20 protein-coding genes are annotated in these 20380 nt (G+C 62.9%); 14 read left to right on the plus strand and 6 right to left on the minus strand.

All coding sequences use genetic code 11. The annotated features are described in order from the left end of the window. Positions 1-23: 23 nt before the first annotated feature. The 6 genes from infB to CCX87_RS07530 all read left to right on the plus strand — a co-directional run bounded on the left by infB (position 24) and on the right by CCX87_RS07530 (position 8168). The gene (gene infB / locus CCX87_RS07505; protein ID WP_087745140.1) at positions 24-2891 is read left to right on the plus strand and encodes a translation initiation factor IF-2; all 2868 of its coding nucleotides are present in this window, start codon (positions 24-26) and stop codon (positions 2889-2891) included. Positions 2892-2894: 3 nt separating this feature from the next. Further along, on the plus strand, positions 2895-3266 hold the full coding sequence (gene rbfA / locus CCX87_RS07510; RefSeq protein ID WP_087745142.1) for a 30S ribosome-binding factor RbfA: 372 nt from the start codon (positions 2895-2897) through the stop codon (positions 3264-3266). Positions 3267-3268: 2 nt separating this feature from the next. Next, positions 3269-4261 carry a tRNA pseudouridine(55) synthase TruB gene (gene truB / locus CCX87_RS07515; protein ID WP_087745144.1) on the plus strand — a complete coding sequence of 331 codons (993 nt, stop codon included), beginning with the start codon at positions 3269-3271 and terminating at the stop codon, positions 4259-4261. After that, positions 4258-6078 (plus strand): translational GTPase TypA, encoded by a 1821-nt coding sequence (typA, locus tag CCX87_RS07520; protein WP_087745146.1) that lies wholly within the window; start codon positions 4258-4260, stop codon positions 6076-6078. Before truB ends, typA begins: the two co-directional genes overlap by 4 nt. Before the next feature lie 105 nt (positions 6079-6183). Then, on the plus strand, positions 6184-7056 hold the full coding sequence (locus CCX87_RS07525; RefSeq protein WP_087745147.1) for a DMT family transporter: 873 nt from the start codon (positions 6184-6186) through the stop codon (positions 7054-7056). A gap of 5 nt (positions 7057-7061) precedes the next feature. After that, positions 7062-8168 (plus strand): enoyl-CoA hydratase/isomerase family protein, encoded by a 1107-nt coding sequence (locus CCX87_RS07530; RefSeq protein ID WP_087748237.1) that lies wholly within the window; start codon positions 7062-7064, stop codon positions 8166-8168. 100 nt (positions 8169-8268) lie between these two features. On the opposite strand, the gene CCX87_RS07535 is transcribed toward CCX87_RS07530, so the two are convergent. The 4 genes from CCX87_RS07535 to smpB all read right to left on the minus strand — a co-directional run bounded on the left by CCX87_RS07535 (position 8269) and on the right by smpB (position 10646). Beyond that, positions 8269-9153: an anti-sigma factor family protein gene (locus tag CCX87_RS07535; RefSeq protein ID WP_198314773.1), complete on the minus strand. Its 885-nt coding sequence runs from the start codon at positions 9151-9153 to the stop codon at positions 8269-8271. 14 nt (positions 9154-9167) lie between these two features. Beyond that, complete coding sequence (locus CCX87_RS07540; protein WP_087745152.1) at positions 9168-9680, minus strand: sigma-70 family RNA polymerase sigma factor; 513 nt, start codon at positions 9678-9680, stop codon at positions 9168-9170. A gap of 25 nt (positions 9681-9705) precedes the next feature. After that, complete coding sequence (locus CCX87_RS07545; RefSeq protein WP_087745153.1) at positions 9706-10071, minus strand: COG4315 family predicted lipoprotein; 366 nt, start codon at positions 10069-10071, stop codon at positions 9706-9708. A gap of 101 nt (positions 10072-10172) precedes the next feature. After that, positions 10173-10646 (minus strand): SsrA-binding protein SmpB, encoded by a 474-nt coding sequence (gene smpB, locus CCX87_RS07550; protein WP_087745155.1) that lies wholly within the window; start codon positions 10644-10646, stop codon positions 10173-10175. A 133-nt stretch (positions 10647-10779) separates the two neighbouring features. On the opposite strand from smpB, the gene CCX87_RS07555 reads away from it, so the two are divergent. Then, positions 10780-11220, plus strand: coding sequence for a type II toxin-antitoxin system RatA family toxin (locus CCX87_RS07555; RefSeq protein ID WP_087745157.1), 441 nt, complete (start codon positions 10780-10782; stop codon positions 11218-11220). Further along, a complete protein-coding gene (locus tag CCX87_RS07560; protein ID WP_087745159.1) occupies positions 11213-11560 on the plus strand; it encodes an RnfH family protein in 348 nt (115 codons plus the stop codon). Before CCX87_RS07555 ends, CCX87_RS07560 begins: the two co-directional genes overlap by 8 nt. A gap of 42 nt (positions 11561-11602) precedes the next feature. Here the strand turns inward: CCX87_RS07560 and CCX87_RS07565 are convergent, their stop codons facing one another. Then, positions 11603-12121: a DUF4124 domain-containing protein gene (locus tag CCX87_RS07565; protein ID WP_087745161.1), complete on the minus strand. Its 519-nt coding sequence runs from the start codon at positions 12119-12121 to the stop codon at positions 11603-11605. A gap of 108 nt (positions 12122-12229) precedes the next feature. Between CCX87_RS07565 and guaB the strand changes: the two genes are divergently transcribed. The 5 genes from guaB (at position 12230) to CCX87_RS07590 (ending at position 18843) form a co-directional block, all read left to right on the plus strand. Beyond that, complete coding sequence (gene guaB, locus CCX87_RS07570) at positions 12230-13699, plus strand: IMP dehydrogenase (RefSeq protein ID WP_087745163.1); 1470 nt, start codon at positions 12230-12232, stop codon at positions 13697-13699. Positions 13700-13776: 77 nt separating this feature from the next. Then, positions 13777-15390, plus strand: coding sequence for a glutamine-hydrolyzing GMP synthase (gene guaA / locus CCX87_RS07575; RefSeq protein ID WP_087745166.1), 1614 nt, complete (start codon positions 13777-13779; stop codon positions 15388-15390). A gap of 296 nt (positions 15391-15686) precedes the next feature. After that, the gene (locus CCX87_RS07580) at positions 15687-16946 is read left to right on the plus strand and encodes a tyrosine-type recombinase/integrase (protein WP_087745168.1); all 1260 of its coding nucleotides are present in this window, start codon (positions 15687-15689) and stop codon (positions 16944-16946) included. 664 nt (positions 16947-17610) lie between these two features. Next, positions 17611-17901: a helix-turn-helix domain-containing protein gene (locus CCX87_RS07585; RefSeq protein WP_087745170.1), complete on the plus strand. Its 291-nt coding sequence runs from the start codon at positions 17611-17613 to the stop codon at positions 17899-17901. A 9-nt stretch (positions 17902-17910) separates the two neighbouring features. Then, positions 17911-18843, plus strand: coding sequence for a reverse transcriptase family protein (locus tag CCX87_RS07590; RefSeq protein ID WP_087745173.1), 933 nt, complete (start codon positions 17911-17913; stop codon positions 18841-18843). A gap of 108 nt (positions 18844-18951) precedes the next feature. On the opposite strand, the gene CCX87_RS07595 is transcribed toward CCX87_RS07590, so the two are convergent. Continuing rightward, the gene (locus tag CCX87_RS07595; RefSeq protein ID WP_232476504.1) at positions 18952-19422 is read right to left on the minus strand and encodes a helix-turn-helix transcriptional regulator; all 471 of its coding nucleotides are present in this window, start codon (positions 19420-19422) and stop codon (positions 18952-18954) included. A 355-nt stretch (positions 19423-19777) separates the two neighbouring features. Between CCX87_RS07595 and CCX87_RS07600 the strand changes: the two genes are divergently transcribed. Then, complete coding sequence (locus CCX87_RS07600) at positions 19778-20368, plus strand: RNA polymerase sigma factor (RefSeq protein ID WP_157667110.1); 591 nt, start codon at positions 19778-19780, stop codon at positions 20366-20368. The last annotated feature ends 12 nt before the right edge of the window (positions 20369-20380 follow it).

The following is a 20380-nucleotide window of genomic DNA, read 5'->3' on the forward strand; positions in this document are numbered from 1 at the left end:
GGTCAGGGAGGCACGAACCACATATGTCCAGTAATACTGTCGCCGAGTTTGCAACCGAACTCAAAAAATCGCCTGAAACCCTGCTCGATCAGCTCAAGGCTGCGGGTGTGGGCAAGGCTGCCCCGTCCGACGCGTTGACCGAGTCGGACAAGCAAAAATTGCTTGCTTATCTGCAGGCCAGCCATGGCACGGCTTCTGCCGATCGCAAGAAGATCACGCTGGTGAAGAAGTCCACCAGTGAAATCAAGCAAGCCGATGCCACCGGCAAGGCGCGCACCATCCAGGTGGAAGTGCGCAAGAAGCGCACTTTCATCCAGCGCGATGAAGGTGTCGAAAGTGTTGCCGAATCCAGGGAATCCCCGGTGGAAGACGTCGCTGCCGCCGGCGAAGACCTCGAACTGGCCCGCCGCGAAGAAGAAGCGAGCCGCCAGGCCGAGCTGATTCGTCGCCAGGAAGCCGAGCTGGCCGAAAAGCGTGCCGATCGCGAAGCACGTGAGAAGCGCGAGCGCGAAGCCGAAGAGCGCGCCGCCGCCTACGCAGCCCAGGAAGCCGAGAAAAAGGCACAGGCCTCTGCAGTCAAGCAGGAAGCCACCCGCGAGCAGGCGGCAGAAGCAGCGGCACGCGCAACTGCACAAGCCGAGGCCCGTGAGAAAGCTGCAGCCGAGTCCAAGGCCCGTTCCGACGAAGAGGCGGCTCGTGCTGCCGATCTGGATGCACGCCGCCGCAAGGCGGAAGCCGAAGCGGCTGCTATTCGGTCCATGATGGCCACGCCCAAGAAGGCGGTCATGGTGGCCAAAAAGCCCGAGGAACCCAAGCCTGTGGCCAAGCCTGCAGCCGTGGGTGATGCCAAGAAGGGCACGCTGCACAAGCCTGCGGTCGGGACGGGTGTTGCCCGCGCGGGCGCTCCGGCGGCTGCAGGCGCAGCCGCGCCCGGTGCTGGCAAGGAAGTCAAGTCGGCCAAGCTGTCTTCCAGCTGGGCAGGCGATACGGCCAAGAAAAAAGAAATCAAGACCCGCGGCGACAGCAGCGGCGGTGTCGGTCGCAACAACTGGCGTGGTGGCCCGCGTGGCCGCCGTGGCGATGGCCGCGATCACCGTGATGACCACCACCAGCATTCCGCTCCGGTGGAGGCGCGCACCATTGAAGTGCACGTGCCTGAAACCATCACCGTGGCCGAGCTGGCCCACAAGATGTCCATCAAGGCCTCCGAGGTCATCAAGGCGCTCATGAAGATGGGCCAGATGGTCACCATGAACCAGCCGCTGGACCAGGACACCGCCATGATCGTGGTGGAGGAACTGGGCCACAAGGCCGTGGTGGCGGCGCTGGACGATCCGGAAGCATTCACCGACGAGGATTTGGCCCAGCTGGACGTGGCGGTTCTGCCGCGCGCTCCGGTGGTGACCGTGATGGGTCACGTCGATCACGGCAAGACCTCGCTGCTCGATTACATCCGCCGCGCCAAGGTCGCTTCAGGCGAAGCCGGCGGCATTACGCAGCACATTGGTGCCTACCACGTGGAAACACCACGCGGCATGATCTCGTTCCTCGACACCCCCGGTCACGAAGCCTTCACGGCCATGCGTGCCCGCGGTGCGCAGGCTACCGACATCGTGATTCTGGTGGTGGCTGCCGATGACGGTGTGATGCCCCAGACCAAGGAAGCCATCAAGCACGCCAAGGCGGCGGGTGTTCCTATCGTGGTGGCCATCACCAAGTCGGACAAGCCCGATGCCAATCCAGACCGCGTCAAGCAGGAACTGGTGGTGGAGGAGGTGGTTCCTGAAGAGTACGGTGGCGATTCGCCTTTCGTGCCCGTGTCCTCCAAGACCGGCATGGGCATCGACACCCTGCTGGAGCAGGTGCTGCTGCAAGCCGAAGTGCTGGAACTCAAGGCGCCAGTCGATTCGCTGGCCAAGGGCCTGGTGATCGAAGCCAAGCTGGACAAGGGCCGTGGCCCTGTGGCGACCGTGCTGGTGCAGTCCGGTACGCTGAAGGTGGGCGATGTGGTGCTGGCAGGCCAGACCTACGGTCGCGTGCGCGCCATGCTGGATGAAAGCGGCAAGGTCGCCAAGACGGCGGGGCCGTCGATTCCGGTCGAAATCCAGGGCCTTACCGAAGTGCCGCAGGCCGGCGACGACTTCATGGTGCTGACCGATGAGCGCCGTGCGCGCGAAGTCGCCACCTACCGTGCTGGCAAATTCCGCAATACCAAGCTGGCGCGCCAGCAAGCGGCCAAGCTGGAGAACATGTTTGCTGACATGACGGCGGGCGAAGTGAAGATGCTGCCCATCATCGTCAAGGCCGACGTGCAGGGCTCGCAGGAAGCGCTGGCGCAGTCGCTGCTCAAGCTCTCCACCGACGAGGTCAAGGTGCAGCTGGTGTATGCCGCAGTGGGCGCCATCAGCGAGTCGGACATCAACCTGGCCATCGCCTCCAAGGCCATCGTGATTGGCTTCAACGTGCGTGCCGACGCTGGTGCGCGCAAGCTGGCCGAGAGCAATGGCGTCGATCTGCACTACTACAGCATCATTTATGACGCTGTGGACGAGTTGCGGGTGGCGATGTCGGGCATGCTGGCACCTGAGCAGCGCGAGGAAATCATCGGTACGGCCGAGATCCGCACCGTGTTCGTGGCAACGAAGATCGGCACGATTGCCGGCTCGTACATCACGTCCGGCATGGTGCACCGCAACGCCAAGTTCCGCCTGCTGCGCGACAACGTGGTGGCTTACACCGGCGAAGTCGATTCGATCAAGCGCCTCAAGGACGATGTCAAGGAAGTCAAGGAAGGCTTCGAGTGCGGTATCAAGCTCAAGAACTACAACGACATCAAGGAAGGCGATCACCTCGAATTCTTTGACATCAAGGAAATCGCGCGGACGCTGTAATCCATGGCTGCCAAGAAATCTTCCACCCCCAACCGCGCCTTCAAGGTGGCCGATCAGATCCAGCGTGATCTGACGGAACTGATCGCGCGCGAGTTGAAAGACCCGCGCGTGGGCATGGTGACGCTGCAGGGTGTGGAGGTGACTCCCGACTATGCGCACGCCAAGGTGTTCTTCAGCCTGCTGGTGGGCGACCCGGTGGAAACGCAGGCGGCACTCAACCAGGCTGCAGGTTTTCTGCGCAATGGCCTGTTCAAGCGTCTGCACATCCATACGGTGCCCACGCTGCATTTCGTGTTTGACCGCACCTCCGAGCGTGCGGCCGACATGAATGCCTTGATTGCCAAGGCTGTTTCCTCGCGCGCACAGGAAGATTAGCCATGAACGCGCCACGCACCAGGGTGCAGCGGCGCCCTGTGCATGGGGTGTTGCTGCTCGATAAACCGCTCGGCCTGTCGAGCAATGACGCCTTGCAGAAGGCGAAGTGGCTGCTGCGCGCCGAAAAGGCGGGCCATACCGGCACGCTCGATCCTCTGGCCACTGGCGTGCTGCCGCTGTGTTTTGGCGCCGCCACGAAGTTCAGCCAGCTGCAGCTCGATGCGCCCAAGACCTACGAGGCCATCGCCTTGCTGGGCACCACCACGACCACTGGCGATGCCGAGGGTGATGTCGTGCAGCGCTGCGATGTGGACCGCGCCCAGCTCACCCCTGAGCGCCTGGCGGACGTGCAGCGGCAGTTCACCGGCCCCATCCGCCAAGTGCCGCCCATGCACAGCGCGCTCAAGAAGGATGGCAAGGCGCTGTATGAATACGCCCGCGCAGGCGTCACGGTAGAGCGCGAGGCGCGCGATGTGGTCATTCATGCATTGAATCTGACGCTAGCGCTTACGGATAAAGCGCAGGCAGCTATCAAAATAATAGTAACCTGCAGCAAAGGCACCTACATCCGCACCCTGGGCGAAGACATCGGCGCGGCACTGGGCTGCGGCGCGCACCTGACTTTTTTGCGCCGTATCGACACCGGCGGCCTGGGCGTGGAGCGCTGCATCACGCTGGCGCAGCTGGAGGCCATGCCCGAGGACGATCGCCTGGCCAGCCTGCAAGCGCCCGAATCCTTGCTGGCACAACACATGCGTGTCACGCTGGACGGCGACAATACCGCTCGTTTCCTTTCGGGGTTGCGGCGCAGGGGCGACTGGCCCGACGCCAATGCCGTGGCGGTTTTCAGCGAGGCCCCTGCGGCCTTGCTGGGCGTCGGTCATATCAAAAACGGTGAACTGGTGCCCGACAGGCTCCTGAGTCCGCTGGAAATTCAACAAATTTTGGAAGGCACGCCGCACCTACAAGCCAGCGGCATATTGGAAAAACTATGAGCAAACAAATCCGCAACATCGCCATCATTGCCCACGTGGACCATGGCAAGACCACCATGGTCGACCAACTGCTGCGCCAGTCCGGCACCTTCGCCGACCACGAAAAAGTGGTCGACACCGTGATGGACAACAACGCCATCGAAAAAGAGCGCGGCATCACCATCCTGGCCAAGAACTGCGCCGTGAGCTGGGAAGGCACGCACATCAACATCGTTGACACCCCCGGTCACGCGGACTTTGGCGGTGAAGTGGAACGCGCGCTGTCCATGGTGGACGGTGTGGTTCTGCTGATCGACGCGCAAGAGGGCCCCATGCCCCAGACGCGTTTTGTGACCAAGAAGGCGCTGGCCCTGGGGCTCAAGCCCATCGTGGTGGTCAACAAGGTGGACAAGCCCGGTGCCAACCCCGACAAGGTCGTGAACGCGGCTTTCGACCTGTTCGACAAGCTCGGTGCCACCGACGAGCAGCTCGACTTTCCCGTGGTCTACGCCTCGGGCATCAACGGCTGGTCGTCGCTCGAAGAGGGCGCACCAGGTGAGCAGTGGGGCCCCGACATGTCGGCTCTGTTCAACACCGTGCTCAAGCATGTGCCCGCGCAAAAGGGTGATCCCGCTGCTCCGTTGCAGTTGCAGATTTCCGCACTCGATTTCTCCACTTTTGTCGGCCGCATCGGCGTGGGCCGCATCAGCCAGGGCACGATCAAGCCCATGATGGATGTGCTGGTCATGGAAGGCCCCGATGGCAAGACCATCAAGGGCCGCGTCAACCAGGTGCTGACGTTCCAGGGCCTGGACCGCGTGCAGGCCACCGAAGCCGGTCCCGGCGAAATCGTGCTGATCAACGGCATTGCCGATATCGGCATCGGCGTGACCATCACCGACCCGCTCAAGCCTGCGCCGCTGCCCATGCTCAAGGTGGACGAGCCCACGCTGACCATGAACTTTTGCGTGAACACTAGCCCGCTGGCGGGCCGCGAAGGTAAATATGTGACCAGCCGCCAGATCTGGGACCGCCTGCAAAAGGAGCTGCAACACAACGTGGCCCTGCGCGTGAAGGAAACCGACGAGGAAGGCATCTTTGAAGTGATGGGCCGGGGCGAACTGCACCTGACCATCCTGCTGGAAAACATGCGCCGTGAAGGCTACGAGCTGGCAGTGTCCAAGCCGCGCGTGGTGTTCAAGGAGATCAATGGCGAGAAGTGCGAGCCTATCGAGCTGGTCACCGCCGACATCGAGGAAGCCCACCAGGGTGGCGTGATGCAGGCCCTGGGCGAGCGCAAGGGCGAGCTGGTGAATATGGAGCCGGACGGCCGGGGCCGTGTGCGCCTCGAATACCGCATTCCTGCCCGCGGCCTGATCGGCTTCACCAACGAGTTCCTGAACCTGACGCGCGGTTCCGGCCTGATTGCCAACATTTTCGACAGCTACGAACCCCACAAGGGTGACATCGGCGGCCGCAAGAACGGCGTGCTGATTTCGATGGACGACGGTGAAATCTTCACCTACGCCCTGGGCAAGCTGGACGACCGTGGCCGCATGTTCGTGAAGGCGAACGACCCGGTGTACGAAGGCATGATTGTGGGCATCCACAGCCGTGACAACGACCTGGTGGTGAATGCCACGCGCACCAAGCAGCTGACCAACTTCCGCGTTTCGGGCAAGGAAGACGCGATCAAGATCACCCCGCCCATCGATGCCACGCTGGAATACGCCGTGGAGTTCATCGAGGACGATGAGCTGGTCGAGATCACGCCCAAGTCCATCCGCATCCGCAAGCGCCACCTCAAGGAAAGCGATCGCAAGCGCGCTGGTCGCTGATTCCGGGTTCAGGGGCTTTTCAAATGCCCCTGGCCGCCTCTATCAGGGCCACTGCAGTGCAGTGGCCCTTTTGCCGTCTGAAGCGATGTTTGCCGACGAAAAATCATGAAACTCACGCATTCCCGTGCGGTCGCGCTGATGCTGGTTGTGACGCTGCTGTGGTCCATTGCCGGTGTGGTGACGCGGCATCTGGAGCATGCGCGCAGCTTTGAAGTGACCTTCTGGCGCAGCTTTTTTACCGTGGTGTCGCTGCTGGTGATTTTGCCTGCGCTGCAGGGCCGCAGCGTGTTTTCGGCCATGCGCCGCGGCGGCGCTGCACTGTGGCTGTCGGGTCTGTGCTGGAGCGTGATGTTCACCACCTTCATGGTGGCCATGATGCTCATGCCCGTGGCGAATGTGCTGGTGACCATGGCGGCAGGCCCGCTGCTCACGGCCCTGTTTGCACGCCTGTTTATCGGGCACCGGATTGCGTTGCGCACCTGGGTGGCCATCGGAATTGCCGGCGTGGGCATGGCGTGGATGTATGGGGCGCAGATGGCCGGGTTGCCGCTGGCGGGCACACTGGTGGCCCTGTGCATTCCGGTGGCGGCAGCGGCGAACTGGACGGTGGTGCAATCGTCCCAGCAGCATGGCCACGCGGTGGACCTGGTGCCGGCGGTGCTGGTGGGCGCCGTGTTGTCGGCGCTGGCTACGTTGCCCCTGGCACTGCCGTTTCAGGCAACGGGCCACGATATCCTTCTGTTGGCGCTGCTCGGGCTGTTTCAGCTGGCGATTCCGTGCGTTCTGGCGGTGCGCTGTGGGCGTGTGCTCAAGGCCCCCGAAATGGCCTTGCTGGGCTTGCTGGAGGTGATCTTCGGTATCTTGCTGGCCTGGGCCGGTGCAGGTGAGCGCCCTGGGGCTGCCGTGCTGACCGGCGGCCTGCTGGTGATTGGCGCCTTGGTAATCAATGAATTTTTAGGCTGGAAGGAACAAAAATGACGGAGATGAAAGTGCAAGTGACAGTGGAAGGGGCCAGTGAAGTGCTCAGTGAGGTGCGAGGCCAGGTGGGCTTCATTACCTTGAACCGCCCCCGGGCGCTCAATGCGTTGTCGCTGGGTATGGTGCGGGACCTGATGGGCATCCTGCTGGCCTGGCAAAACGACGCGCGGGTGCTGGCCGTGGCCATCCGCGGCAGCAACAAGGAAGGCCCGTTTGGGGCCTTTTGCGCGGGCGGAGACATCCGCTTTCTGCACCAGGCGGGTAGCCAGGGCAACCCGCTGCTGGAGGATTTTTTCACTGAGGAATATGCGCTCAACCACCTGATCCACAACTACGGCAAGCCCTACATAGCCTTCATGGATGGCATCGTCATGGGCGGCGGCATGGGCATCAGCCAGGGCGCGGCCCTGCGCGTGGTGACCGAGCGCACCAGGATGGCCATGCCCGAGACGGCGATCGGCTTGTTCCCTGATGTGGGCGGGGGCTATTTTCTGAGCCGCTGCCCGGGCCGTGTGGGTGAGTGGCTGGCGTTGACGGGCGACACCATCGGTGCCGGCGATGCGGTGGAGTTTGGCCTGGCCGATGGTTGCCTGCCCGTGGACCAGCAGGCGCCGGTGTGGGAGGCCCTGGGATCGGGACACTTTGCCGATGGTGCGGCCATCAAGAACTATGTTGCTTCTAAATTTATAGCTGTTGGCGCAATGCTATCAAGCGCTAGAGGCACTATTGACCACTATTTCGCGTTGCCTGCCGTGCGCGAGATCGTGGACCAGCTGGAGGCCACGGATTCCGACTGGGCCCGCACGACGGCGGCCACGCTGCGCAAGCGATCGCCGCTGATGCTGCATGTGGTGCTGGAGCAGGTGCGCCGTGCTCGCAGCATGGGCCTGGCCGACGATTTGCGCATGGAGCGCGACATGGTGCGCCACTGCTTTTTCCTGCGCGCCGGCCAGAGCGAAACGGTGGAGGGCATCCGCGCACTGGCGGTGGACAAGGACCACGCGCCAAAGTGGAGCCCCGCGCGCATCGAAGACGTGACACCGGAGATGGTGGCCCCGTTCTTCGTCAGCCCCTGGCCGGCCTACGCGCATCCGTTGGCTGCGTTGCGCTGAAGGGCGTTGCGCGGTGCGCGCGGCGGGCGCGCCACGGGCCCGTCGGATCGGGTCGGTGAGGGCGCTTTTTCACCCGCCTTTGCGGGCCGTTGGGCTGGTCTCAAGCGCCGAGCTGCTGGTACACCGCCGTGGCCAGCGCCTGCAGGGCCGGGCGCGAGAGCTGCCCACTCAGCGCATAGCCAAAGCCCTGGTCCGTCCAGTAAAAGCCCGGCACCGGGCCTTCCTGGGTGAAACGGAAGGCGGTGTCTGCAGATTGCGGCGGGTTGGTGGCCGGTGCAGCCGATCCTGCAGGGGGCGATGCCTTCGTGGCGGCGGCGGGCGCCAGGGCGCCCAGGTAGAGCGTGACGCGCTCGCCCGCGCCGTTCTGGTACATGAATTGCGCGCGTGCGCCGGTGTCGCCGGGCAGCAGCCGCCCGCCCACCAGCTCATAGCCCTGCGCGGTCAGCAATGGCACTTTCAGGGGCCGCCCCAATCGCTTGGACAGCCATTGCACCAGATGCTCCTGCTGGGCGGCGGGCACCTCCACGGGGTGGCGCTGCTCGGGTTGGTACACCGCGTGGGCCATGGCGGCTTGCGCTGCAAATCGCTGGCCCGGTGCGTTGGCGTTGACGGCCAGGAGACCGGTGGGTGCCACCGCGGGCCACTGGCCCCGGCCCACCCATCCCAGTGCAAACGCCACCAGCACCGAGGCCGCCATGCCGCCCCAGCGCCACCACTGGCGATGCTGTTCTGCCCTGCGCGCCGTGGCGTTTGCAAGGGTCTGCAGCAGCGCATCCGGCAGGGGGGCCTCCAGCATGTCCTGGTGCAGGGCGCGCAATTGTTGGCGCTGCGCCTGCCACTGCGCAACAGTGGCTTGCGCCGCAGCGTCGGCGGCCAGTTGCTGCTGCAGGGCCTTGGTGTCGGCGGGGGGCAGCCGGCCATCCGCCAGTGCATGCCACGCATGGTCATGGGAGGGGCCGGCAGAAAAGGGGGTGGAGTGGTCCATGGCAAAGGCCGAAATCATTGGAGGCGGCGCAGCACCGGTGGCTGGCCCGGCACCGCGCTGGGTGTGTGTTCCATCAGTGCGCGCAGGCGGCTGCGTGCGCGCGACAGCCGCGACATGACGGTGCCCACGGGAATGGCCAGAATGCGGGCGGTGTCTTCGTAGCTCAGGTCTTCCAGCGTGACCAGCAGCAACACGGCGCGTTGCTCGGCCGGCAGGCGCTGCAGGCAGCGCTCCAGGTCCAGCGCATCGTCCGATGGGGGCACATGGGCTTGAAGGCTGTCCTGCACGTCCTCCATTTCCAGCCGTTGCAGCGAGGGCATCGCCCGGCGCTGGTTGAGATAAAGGTGGTGCATCAGCGTGAACAACCAGGCGCGCAGATCGCTGCCGCTGCGCCAAAGCCGCCATTTGCTGCAGGCCCGCTCAAGCGTGTCCTGCACGAGGTCGTCGGCCGCCCAGGCGTCACCCGTCAGCACGCGGGCATAGCGACGCAGGCCGGGAAGCTGTTCGACTACCTGGGTGCGGTCCATGTCGCGATGTCAGGGATGGGATGGGTCAGGGGCGCGCAGCGTGCCAGACCTGGTTGAAACCATCGCCGGTTTTGTCGCCGGGCTTGGCGTCCTTGGACCAGTAGTACAGCGGTTTTCCCTTGTAGGCCAGCTGGGTTGTTCCGTCATCGCGGGTGATGACGCTGTAGTCGCCGCCCGCTTGGGCCGGTGTGGCCATCAGGGGTGGCCAGTTGGTGGCGCAGGGGCCGTTGCAGACGGACTTTCCGCTGCCCGCGGTGTCGCGGTCAAAGGTGTAGAGCGTCATGTCGCCGGCGCCGACCAGCACGCCATCCATGGGTTTGGCAGGGGACTGGGCCATGGAGGAGCAGGCGGCAAGCGCAAAGAGTGCGGCGATGGGCAAGAGCTTTTTCATGGGTTTCTCCGGGTAATGGTGCAGGCGGGTGCGAAATGCGGCCCTGCACGCAGACAAACACATGGACGCGGTGGTTTATTCCCGCCGCCTTGCAAAAATTTTCAGCGGTTGCGGCTTTTCATGGCGCGTTCGACCTCGCGCTTGCCTTCACGGTCCTTGATGGTGTCGCGCTTGTCATGTTCGGCCTTGCCCTTGGCCAGCGCAATCTCGCATTTCACATATCCGTTCTTCCAGTGCAGGTTCAGCGGCACCAGGGTGTAGCCTTTTTGCTCGACCTTGACGATCAGGCGCTTGATGTCGTCTTTTTTGAGCAGCAGCTTCTTGGTGCGCGCTGCCTCGGGGTTGACGTGGGTGGAGGCGGTTTTGAGGGGGTTGATCAGGCAGCCCAGCAGGTACAGCTCGCCGTCACGGATGAGCACGTAGCCATCGGTCAGCTGCACCTTGCCCTCGCGCAGCGCCTTGACTTCCCAGCCATACAGCACCATGCCGGCCTCGTGGCGCTCTTCGAAGAAGTAGTTGAAGGCCGCCTTCTTGTTGTCGGCAATGCGGGACGTGGGATCGGGTTTTTTGGCCATGAAAGATTAGATGCGGCGCAAACGGGGAGATAAAAGGCCTCCCTACAATGGTTGGGTCGCGCAAGAGCGATTCTAATTTCCTCCGGATGCCCTGGCCGATTCAATGGGCCAGTTGCATCGAAGCAGCGTCTGCATGAAAACCGTCCACAAATCCGTCCTCATCTGGTACAGCCCCGAAGAAATGTTTGCCCTCGTGACGGGGGTGGAGCACTACCCCCAGTTCCTGCCCTGGTGCGACCATGCGGCCGTGCTGGAGCGCGATGATGCAGGCATGACCGCCGAGGTCGGCATCGCGATGGCGGGGCTGCGGCAGACCTTTGTGACCCGCAACACCCATGAAGAGGGCCGGCGCGTGCAGATGCACCTGATCAAGGGCCCGTTTTCCCGCCTGGAGGGCGACTGGCATTTTCATGCCGTGGCGGATGGCAGCCAGCGCGCGTGCAAGGTCGAGCTGTTGCTCAACTACGGGTTTGAAAGCGCTGCGCTGGCGGCCTTGGTGGGCCCCATCTTTGACCGCATCGCCGCCAGCATGGTCGATGCGTTTGTCAAGCGCGCGGAGCAGGTCTATGGGTGACGAAGGCGGCGCGCTGCAAATCACGGTGGTTGTTTGCACAGCGCCGCGCAGCATTGGCGAGTGGACGCTGCACCTGCCTGCAGGCGCCACGGTGGCTGAAGCGCTGAAGGCCTGCGAGGTGACGTCGCTGCTGCCGCAAGGGGAGACTTGTGCCGTTGTCGGCATATGGGGGCGCCAGGTGGCACTGGATTGCACACTCGCACCGGGGGACCGGGTAGAGGTGTATCGCCCCCTCAAGGTGGACCCCAAGGTGGCCCGGCGCGAGCGCTTTGCACGCCAGGGCGCACGCACCACCGGTCTGTTTGCGCGCCAGCGCCCTGGCGGTAAATCGGGCTATTGAGGTCCGGGCAACAGCGGCGATGGCTGCGCCGTCATCCCTTAATTACCGTGCGCAATCGCTCGCCATAATGCCGTCAACGCGTTTCGATTCCGCGTTGCGGGTGGCTTCATCAAGGAAAACGCGTTCGCCCTGGGCATTGGTATGTGTGATGAGGCGTCCAGACTCAAATGTGGCCTTGGCCTGGCGAGCGCGGGCGCAGTTGTCTGCCTTGGCCTTGGCGAGTTTTTCCTCTTCGGCCTTTTTCTTGGCCGCTTCTGCAGCCTCTGCCTGTGCCTTTTTCTCTTCGAGTTCCTTGTCCTTGCCAGGGGCTGGGACTTTGGGGGTGGATGCGGCGGCGGCAGCTTCGGCGGCGGCCGCCGTAGCCAGAGCCGGTTTTTGATCGGCGCGCGCCCCCGGGTTACCTCCCGGCTGTTTCAGGATGCTCTTGTCCGGGATGTCCAAAGGCGGCGCGCGGTCGCTGAATACCTTGCGGCCATCCTTGTCGATCCATTGCCATTGGGCCGACGCGCCCATTGACCAAGCACAGGCAAAGGCCAGCAGCACAAGCTTGTATATTTTCATGGCAGCAAGTTTAGCCGTGGCTCTGAGCAGTCGCCAGTTTACTTGATTTCCGTGGCAGCGTTTTCGCCACAGGCCGCGCGGGTACAATCTGTCTTTTGGAGCTTTCTCATGCGCCTTCTTGGAAAAGCGCTCACCTTCGACGATGTGTTGCTGGTGCCAGCGTACTCCCAGGTCCTGCCCAAGGACACGTCCCTCGCGACGAAACTCTCCCGCAACATCCAGCTGAACCTGCCGCTGGTGTCCGCCGCCATGGACACCGTGACAGAGGCGCGGCTGGCCATCGCCATCGCCCAGGAGGGCGGCATCGGCATCGTGCACAAGAACCTCACGCCCCAGGAGCAGGCCGCTCACGTGGCCAAGGTCAAGCGCTACGAGTCGGGCGTGGTGCGCGATCCTGTTGTCATCACCCCCGAGCACACCGTGCTGCAGGTGCTGGAACTGTCGGAGCAACTGGGTATCTCGGGCTTTCCGGTGTGCGATGGTGGCAAGGTGGTGGGTATCGTCACCAGCCGCGATCTGCGCTTTGAAACCCGCTACGACGTCAAGGTGCACCAGATCATGACGCCCCGTGAAAAGCTCATCACGGTCAAGGAGGGGGCCACGGCCAGTGAGGCCAAGGCGCTGCTCAACAAATACAAGCTCGAGCGGCTGCTGGTCATCAACGACGACTTTGTGCTCAAGGGCCTGATCACGGTCAAGGACATCACCAAGCAGACCAGCTTTCCCAATGCCGCGCGCGATGCCTCGGGCCGCCTGCGCGTGGGGGCTGCAGTGGGTGTGGGCGAGGGCACCGAAGAACGCGTCGAAGCCCTGGTGAAAGCCGGTGTGGACGCCATCGTGGTGGATACGGCGCACGGCCACAGCAGGGGCGTGATCGAGCGCGTGCGCTGGGTCAAGCAAAACTACCCGCAGGTGGATGTGATTGGCGGCAACATCGCCACCGGTGCGGCTGCGCTGGCGCTGGTCGAAGCCGGTGCCGATGCCGTGAAAGTGGGCATTGGTCCGGGCTCGATCTGCACCACGCGCATCGTTGCCGGTGTGGGCGTGCCCCAGATCATGGCCATCGACAACGTGGCCACGGCGCTTCGCGGCACCGGTGTGCCGCTGATTGCTGACGGCGGCGTGCGTTTTAGCGGGGACATCGCCAAGGCCCTGGCTGCCGGGGCCAGCACCATCATGATGGGCGGCATGTTTGCCGGCACCGAAGAGGCGCCTGGCGAAGTAATCTTGTTCCAGGGCCGCAGCTACAAGAGCTATCGCGGTATGGGCTCCATCGGCGCCATGCAGCAAGGCAGTGCCGACCGTTATTTTCAGGAATCGACCACGGGCAACCCTAATGCCGACAAGCTGGTACCCGAAGGCATCGAAGGCCGCGTTCCCTACAAGGGTTCGATGGTTTCCATCGTGTTCCAGATGGCGGGCGGTGTGCGTGCCGCCATGGGCTATTGCGGCTGCGCCACGATCGAGGACATGAACAACAAGGCCGAGTTCGTCGAGATCACCACCGCAGGCATCCGTGAAAGCCACGTGCACGACGTGCAGATCACCAAGGAAGCGCCGAACTACCGCGCTGACTGATTACAAAACGCTACTGTTTTGATAGCTGCTGGCGCTTATTTTATAAGCGCTAGAGGCCGATTTCATTAAAAATCGCCATGCAACACCAGAAAATCCTCATCCTCGACTTCGGCTCGCAAGTCACCCAGCTCATCGCCCGCCGCGTGCGTGAAGCCAATGTGTACTGCGAAGTGCACCCCTGCGACGTGACCGACGAATGGGTGCGTGACTACGCCAAGGATGGCTCGCTCAAGGGCATCATCCTGTCGGGCAGCCACGCCAGCGTGACCGAAGACACCACCGACCGGGCGCCGCAGGCCGTGTTCGAGCTGGGCCTGCCGGTGCTGGGTATCTGCTACGGCATGCAGACCATGGCGCAGCAGCTGGGCGGCAAGGTGGAAACCGGCCACAAGCGCGAGTTCGGCTTTGCGGCCGTGCGCGCCCGTGGCCACACCGCGCTGCTCAAGGACATTGCCGACTTCACCACGCCTGAAGGCCACGGCATGCTCAACGTGTGGATGAGCCACGGCGACAAGGTCACTGAGTTGCCCCCGGGCTTCAAGCTCATGGCCAGCACCGATAGCTGCCCCATCGCCGGCATGGCCGACGAGGCGCGCCGCTTCTATGCCGTGCAGTTCCACCCTGAAGTCACGCACACCGTGCAGGGCAGGGCGCTGCTCGATCGCTTCGTGCTCGGGATCTGCGCTACCCGCCCCGACTGGGTCATGCGCGACCACATCGCCGAAGCCGTGGAGCAGATCCGCCAGCAGGTGGGCGATGAAGAAGTGATTCTGGGCCTCTCGGGCGGTGTGGATTCGTCCGTGGCCGCGGCGCTGATCCACCGCGCCATCGGCGACCAGCTCACCTGCGTGTTCGTGGACCACGGCCTGCTGCGCCTGAACGAAGGCGACATGGTCATGGACATGTTCGTCGGCAAGCTGCACGCCAAGGTGATCCGGGTGGATGCCAGCGATCTCTTCCTGGGCAAGCTGGCGGGTGTGAGCGAGCCTGAGCAAAAGCGCAAGATCATCGGGGGCCTGTTTGTCGATGTGTTCAAGGCCGAGGCCGCCAAGCTCAAGGGCGACGGAGCGAAGGGTGCCAAGTGGCTGGCCCAGGGCACCATCTACCCCGACGTCATTGAATCCGGCGGCGCCAAGAGCAAAAAGGCCGTCACCATCAAGAGCCACCACAACGTGGGCGGATTGCCCGAGCAGCTGGGTCTGAAGCTGCTGGAACCCCTGCGCGACCTGTTCAAGGACGAAGTGCGTGAACTCGGCGTGGCCCTGGGCCTGCCGCCCGAAATGGTCTACCGCCACCCCTTCCCCGGCCCCGGCCTGGGTGTGCGCATCCTGGGTGAAGTGAAGAAGGAATACGCCGACTTGCTGCGCCGCGCCGACGCGATCTTCATCGAAGAGCTGCGCAACTTCACCGACGGCGCCACCGGCAAGACCTGGTACGACCTCACCAGCCAGGCTTTCACCGTCTTTCTGCCCGTCAAGAGCGTAGGCGTGATGGGCGATGGCCGCACCTACGACTACGTGGTCGCCCTGCGTGCCGTGCAGACCAGCGATTTCATGACAGCTGACTGGGCGGAGCTGCCCTACGCATTGCTCAAGAAAGTGTCGGGCCGCATCATCAACGAAGTGCGCGGCATCAACCGCGTGACGTATGACGTGAGCAGCAAGCCGCCAGCGACGATTGAGTGGGAATGATTCGCCGTCTTTCGGAGTCTATCAAGATCTATCGAAAAGTGATGCTAAGTGCTTGTCCCGTATAGAAAAAGTCTGTCGAGGACTATCGACATCTATCGGGGGGATGCACTCCAGTCTGACGGTAAATCCGACGGTAAAAAATAGAGACCTGCGCCTCGCAGATTTTTTACCGTCAGGCCCGAACGGTCATTGACGGTAAAAATTCAGTAGAAAAACGCAATAAAAACAACGACTTAAGTCGTTTGTAGCGCTCGTTTTCTCTTGACGGTAAAATTCGCACGAATGGAGGTGCGACGATGCTGTCAGATGGGACGTTGAGAGGCCTCAAGCCAGAGGCCACGGCCTACAAGGTGGCCGACCGGGACGGGATGTACGTGACGGTCTCTCCCAAGGGCACGATCACGTTTCGGCTGGACTACCGCCTCAATGGCCGGCGCGAGACGCTCACGGTGGGCCGCTACGGTGCCAAGGACGGCATCTCGCTGCTGATGGCGCGGGAGCGCTGCATGGAGGCGCGGCGTGCTATCGCCGAAGGTCAGTCGCCCAGCCAGGAAAAGCAGCGCGAGAAGCGTCGCATGGCCGAGGCCAAGACCTTCGAGCAGTTCACCAACCGCTGGCTGGAAGAGGCCAGGATGGCCGACAGCACCAAGTCGATGCGCAAGAGCATCATCGACCGGGACATCATGCCGGCGTTCCGCAGTCGGCTGCTGGCGGAGATCGGCCCCGAAGACTTGCGCAACCTGTGCGCAAAGGTCAAGGAGCGCGGCGCCCCGGCCACAGCTGTGCACGTGCGCGACATCGTCAAGCAAGTGTTCAGTTTCGCCGCACTGCATGGCGACAAGGCACCGAACCCCGCAGACGAAGTCGGCCCCTCTTCGATTGCGACGTTCGTGGCCAAGGATCGAGCGCTGTCGCCGTCCGAGATCCGAGTCATGCACCGCGTGCTCGACACCACGGCGACGCTGCCGACCATTCGCCTGGCGCTACGCCTGGTTCTGCTCACGCTCGTGCGCAAGAGCGAGCTCATCGAGGCCACCTGGAACGAGATTGACTTCGCGAACGCAGTCTGGACGATCCCGAAGAGCCGCATGAAGGCGGGCAAGCCCCACAACGTCTACCTGTCGCAGCAGGCGCTGGACATCATGGTGGCACTTCGCACCTGTGCTGGTGGCTCGCGGTTCCTGCTGCCCTCGCGCTATGACGCCGATCGCTGCATGTCAAAGGCGACCCTCAACCGTGTGACCCAGGTCGTCGTGGCGAAGGCCAAAGAGTCGCGCCTGCCTCTGGAGTCGTTCACCGTGCATGACCTGCGGCGCACGGGCTCCACCATCCTCAACGAACTGGGCTTCAACAGCGACTGGATCGAGAAGTGCCTGGCCCACGAGGACGGTCGGTCGTCGCGCGGTGTCTACAACAAGGCCGAGTACGGTGAGCAGCGGCGCCACCTGTTGCAGGAGTGGGCCGACATGATCGACGCGTGGGTGGCGGGGGAGGCGCACACGCCGACCTTGTTGCCGCCGACGATGAAGGCGGTCACGACGTCGGCGCCGATATGAAGCAACGGTACCCCGGCCGCATCCAGCGGTCTCGCCTGACCACCCATACTTAGGGTGGATTGCATGCGCCTGATTCATGTATGGCCGACAGACTGACCCCGACGATGGCTCGTTCAAATGCAAAGTTGTCGCAACCGATTGACTGGTCGTAGTTCGCCATGAGCGAACAAAGTTCTTGCTTTCTTGACTGACATTTCCTATAATTCGGGTGCTTGGGCTAAAGAGAGCACTCGTTAATCGTGGGGATGTGGGAACGCATCTCGCGGGGCCGAAAGGCTCTGATGTTCTCTGCGGTCACGCGGTCGCCGGTACGCGGTGGTCCGGGTGGTTGCAGCGAAGCCGGTCCCGGACGAGTACCGGGACCGGTTAGGGGCCCAGAGGTGCAAACAGCCGACGTTCTCTCACTTTCTTCAGAACTGACGAGAGGCTCTGCATGGTGCAGGGTCGTTTTGAAGAAGGAGGCATCAAATGCCTGAAATTCGTAAGCGTTCAAGCCGTCGGCCGGCATCGGAGAAGAAGAGTCTGCGGGGGTGGTTTTTCCGCCATCGCGTGGTGCTGAAGGGTGTCATCGGGGCTGGTAAGGCTCTGCTGTACATCTGGAGCATCTGGCACCGATTCCGAGATGACCTCTGGCCTTTTTATGTTTGGATCACGGGGCAAATAGATGCAACACGAGGCGCTTCGTTTGGTGCGTGTGTTTCACGACATGAACCAGACGACTTTGGCAGATCGACTGCAAATTTCGAAGTCCTACCTCTCGGAAATCGAGAGCGGCAAGAAGCAGGTGACGCTGGAGTTGCTGCAAAAGTACGCGGATACGTTTGGCATGCCCCTATCGTCGTTGCTCTTCTTTGCTGAGCAGGTGGAAGGCGGTGCCCGCGAGAAAGTTCGCACGGCGATTGCCGGCAAGGTCGTCAAGATGTTGGACTGGATGGCGGCCAAAGACGCCGTCTGAGGAACACGTTTGGCCACTCGCAAGACCTACGCGCTGGACCAGTGCCCCCTGTACAAGATCGCCAGCCGCAAGCGGTTGGCACAGGATGTTTTCAACGTCGACTTGCCGTTCCTGGAGCGCCTCGCAGCCAATGAAGGCAACTTCCGTGTCTTCACGATAAAGCAGGGTGACAAGGACCGCCAAGTCGAAGTTCCGAAGGTCGTTCTGGAGCGAATCCATCGTCGCCTCTTCAATCTGCTTGAGCGAATCGAGAAGCCTGACTACCTCCACTCCGGCGTTCGAGGACGTTCGTACATTTCAAATGCGAAGGTCCATGTTGGCGCTGTTCCGCTTGTAAAGCTGGACCTGAAGAAGTTCTACCCGTCAGTTGATGGCGCGCGGGTTTCAAGGTTCTTCACTGGCACTATGCGTTGTAGCCCTGATGTAGCTGCACTGCTGACGCGTCTATGCACATTCGAGAACCATGTCCCCACGGGAAGTTGCGTCAGCCAGTTGCTGGCGTTCTTCGCGGCGAAGCCCCTTTTCGATGAACTGCACGCCCTCGCCGAAAGCGCAGGCCTACGTGACAGTTGCTACGTTGATGACCTCACGTGGTCCGGACACGGGGCGACGCCAGCCTTCCTTTGGGCAGCAAAGCAGGTGGTGCACCGCCATGGATTTGCACACCACAAAGATCGCTGCTTCGCGGCTGGAGACCGAAAGCTCGTGACTGGGGTGATGTTGGAAGGCAACCGCATCGCCGTCTTGCCCAGCAAGGAGTTCGATCTCTGGAAGAACATTCAGGCGCTGGGGGGCTTTCAACCCCAAGAACGGATCGTGGCCGTGAACAGCCTGATCGGTTCGGCGGTAGCAGCCGGACAGATTGAATCTCGCTTCCTACGACGACTGTTGCGCCTTCGTCGAGTGCGGGCCGCAGCTATCGCCGAGGCTGCCCTGACCTAAGCCCCTCCAGTCATCTAGCGGTCGGGCCCTCCCGTCCGTCGGCGGCTCTCGAAAACTGGTGCCATGGCCAATTGCCGGGCTACCGCTACAACTACAGCGATGGAGCGGTCACGGCTTGCCTTTCGCCACGGCATGCAGGCTCTGCCTCTTCCGGAAATCCGGCATCGGCGCCTTTTTCACAGCGTCAGCACCGCCTGACTGCCGACGGCTCCGGAGCCAGGCCTCGACCTCGGCCAGGTCCCATACGACGCAGCGTGCCGTGAGGAAGAAGCGCTGGGGAAAATCCCCGCGTCGTTCCAACTCGTAGATCGTCGAGTCGGCCAGCGGCACGATCTGGCGTAGCTCGCTGCGGCGGATCGTGCGTCGCAACTGAGCCGGATCGGTCAGCGCTGCCTGGGTCAACTCCCGGATCGCCCTGGCGTCGAACGACCCTCTGGGCTGGCGCGCCCGGATGGCTTCGCGGGCATGCCTGGCCCGCTCCGAGCCGTGCATTTTCAGATCGGCATCGGCGTCCGCCACCGTGCTCGTGGTGCTGGCCGCCGTCGGCGCCTGATCGACGCACTCGTTCGCTCGTTTCATCCTGACCCCCGCACTCGGTCGATGCGCCACCTGGCACTCCGGCATCGCGCCGCCCTTGGCGAGGCTGCCGCTCGACCTCTACACACCGTTTCGATCCCGCGTGGCCGCCATCGCAATGGCGTCCCGCGGCCCCGCGAGGGCCCTCTGGCCGACCGTGACGGCGTAGTTCGCCATGGGTCGCCGGCCTTCGGCATCTATCGATAGCCCTCAAGTGTTCGGTTACGGAATCTGGCCGGAAAGTGTCGGCACCGGATGCCATGTCCCCTCTAAGTTGTTGATATAGCTGCAATTTACCTATTCAGTATTCCCGCCCTGAGTTCGCTTTTCACCCCATCGGCAACCGATGGGGAACGAAATGGCGCTCAAGCCTGGGGATGGTCTCGACAAGTGGGAAATTGCAGTCGCGAAAAAAGTGGTGGGTGAATTCCGAAGGCGATCACGGACCCTCGGGCGCGAAGAGTTCGACGACCTGGTCCAGGACTGCCTGCTGCACTGGATCGGGGTACGCAGGAAGCTGGTACCCGACCCGGACAAGCCACCTGTGGGCTACATGGCGCAGGTCGTGCGCCACAAGCTCACCGACTTGATGCGCGAGCAGGGCGCGGAAAAGCGTGCCGGTGACCTGGGTGCGGTCTCACTCGACGCCACGGTCGACGGCGCCGAGGACGGCATGACGCTGGCCGAGTCGCTGGACGCGTCCGAGTCCACGCAGGCGGGCGAGATGGGCGAAACCCACCGCCACCACTTGCGCATGGATCTTCTGCGTGCCATGGCGCGGTTGACGCCAGCCCAGCAGCGCTTGTGCGCGATGCTCGGCGCGGAAGGTCTGTCGGTCAAAGAGGCTGCCGAGCAGCTCCGAATACCGCGCGGCACCCTCTACGAAGAGATCAAGCGGATCCGCAAGGTCTTTGCGGATCATGGGCTTGGAGGCTATTTGAAGGGCTGAGCCGACACTTTT

The sequence above is a fragment of the Acidovorax sp. T1 genome (genome assembly GCF_002176815.1).
Classification (GTDB): domain Bacteria; phylum Pseudomonadota; class Gammaproteobacteria; order Burkholderiales; family Burkholderiaceae_C; genus Acidovorax.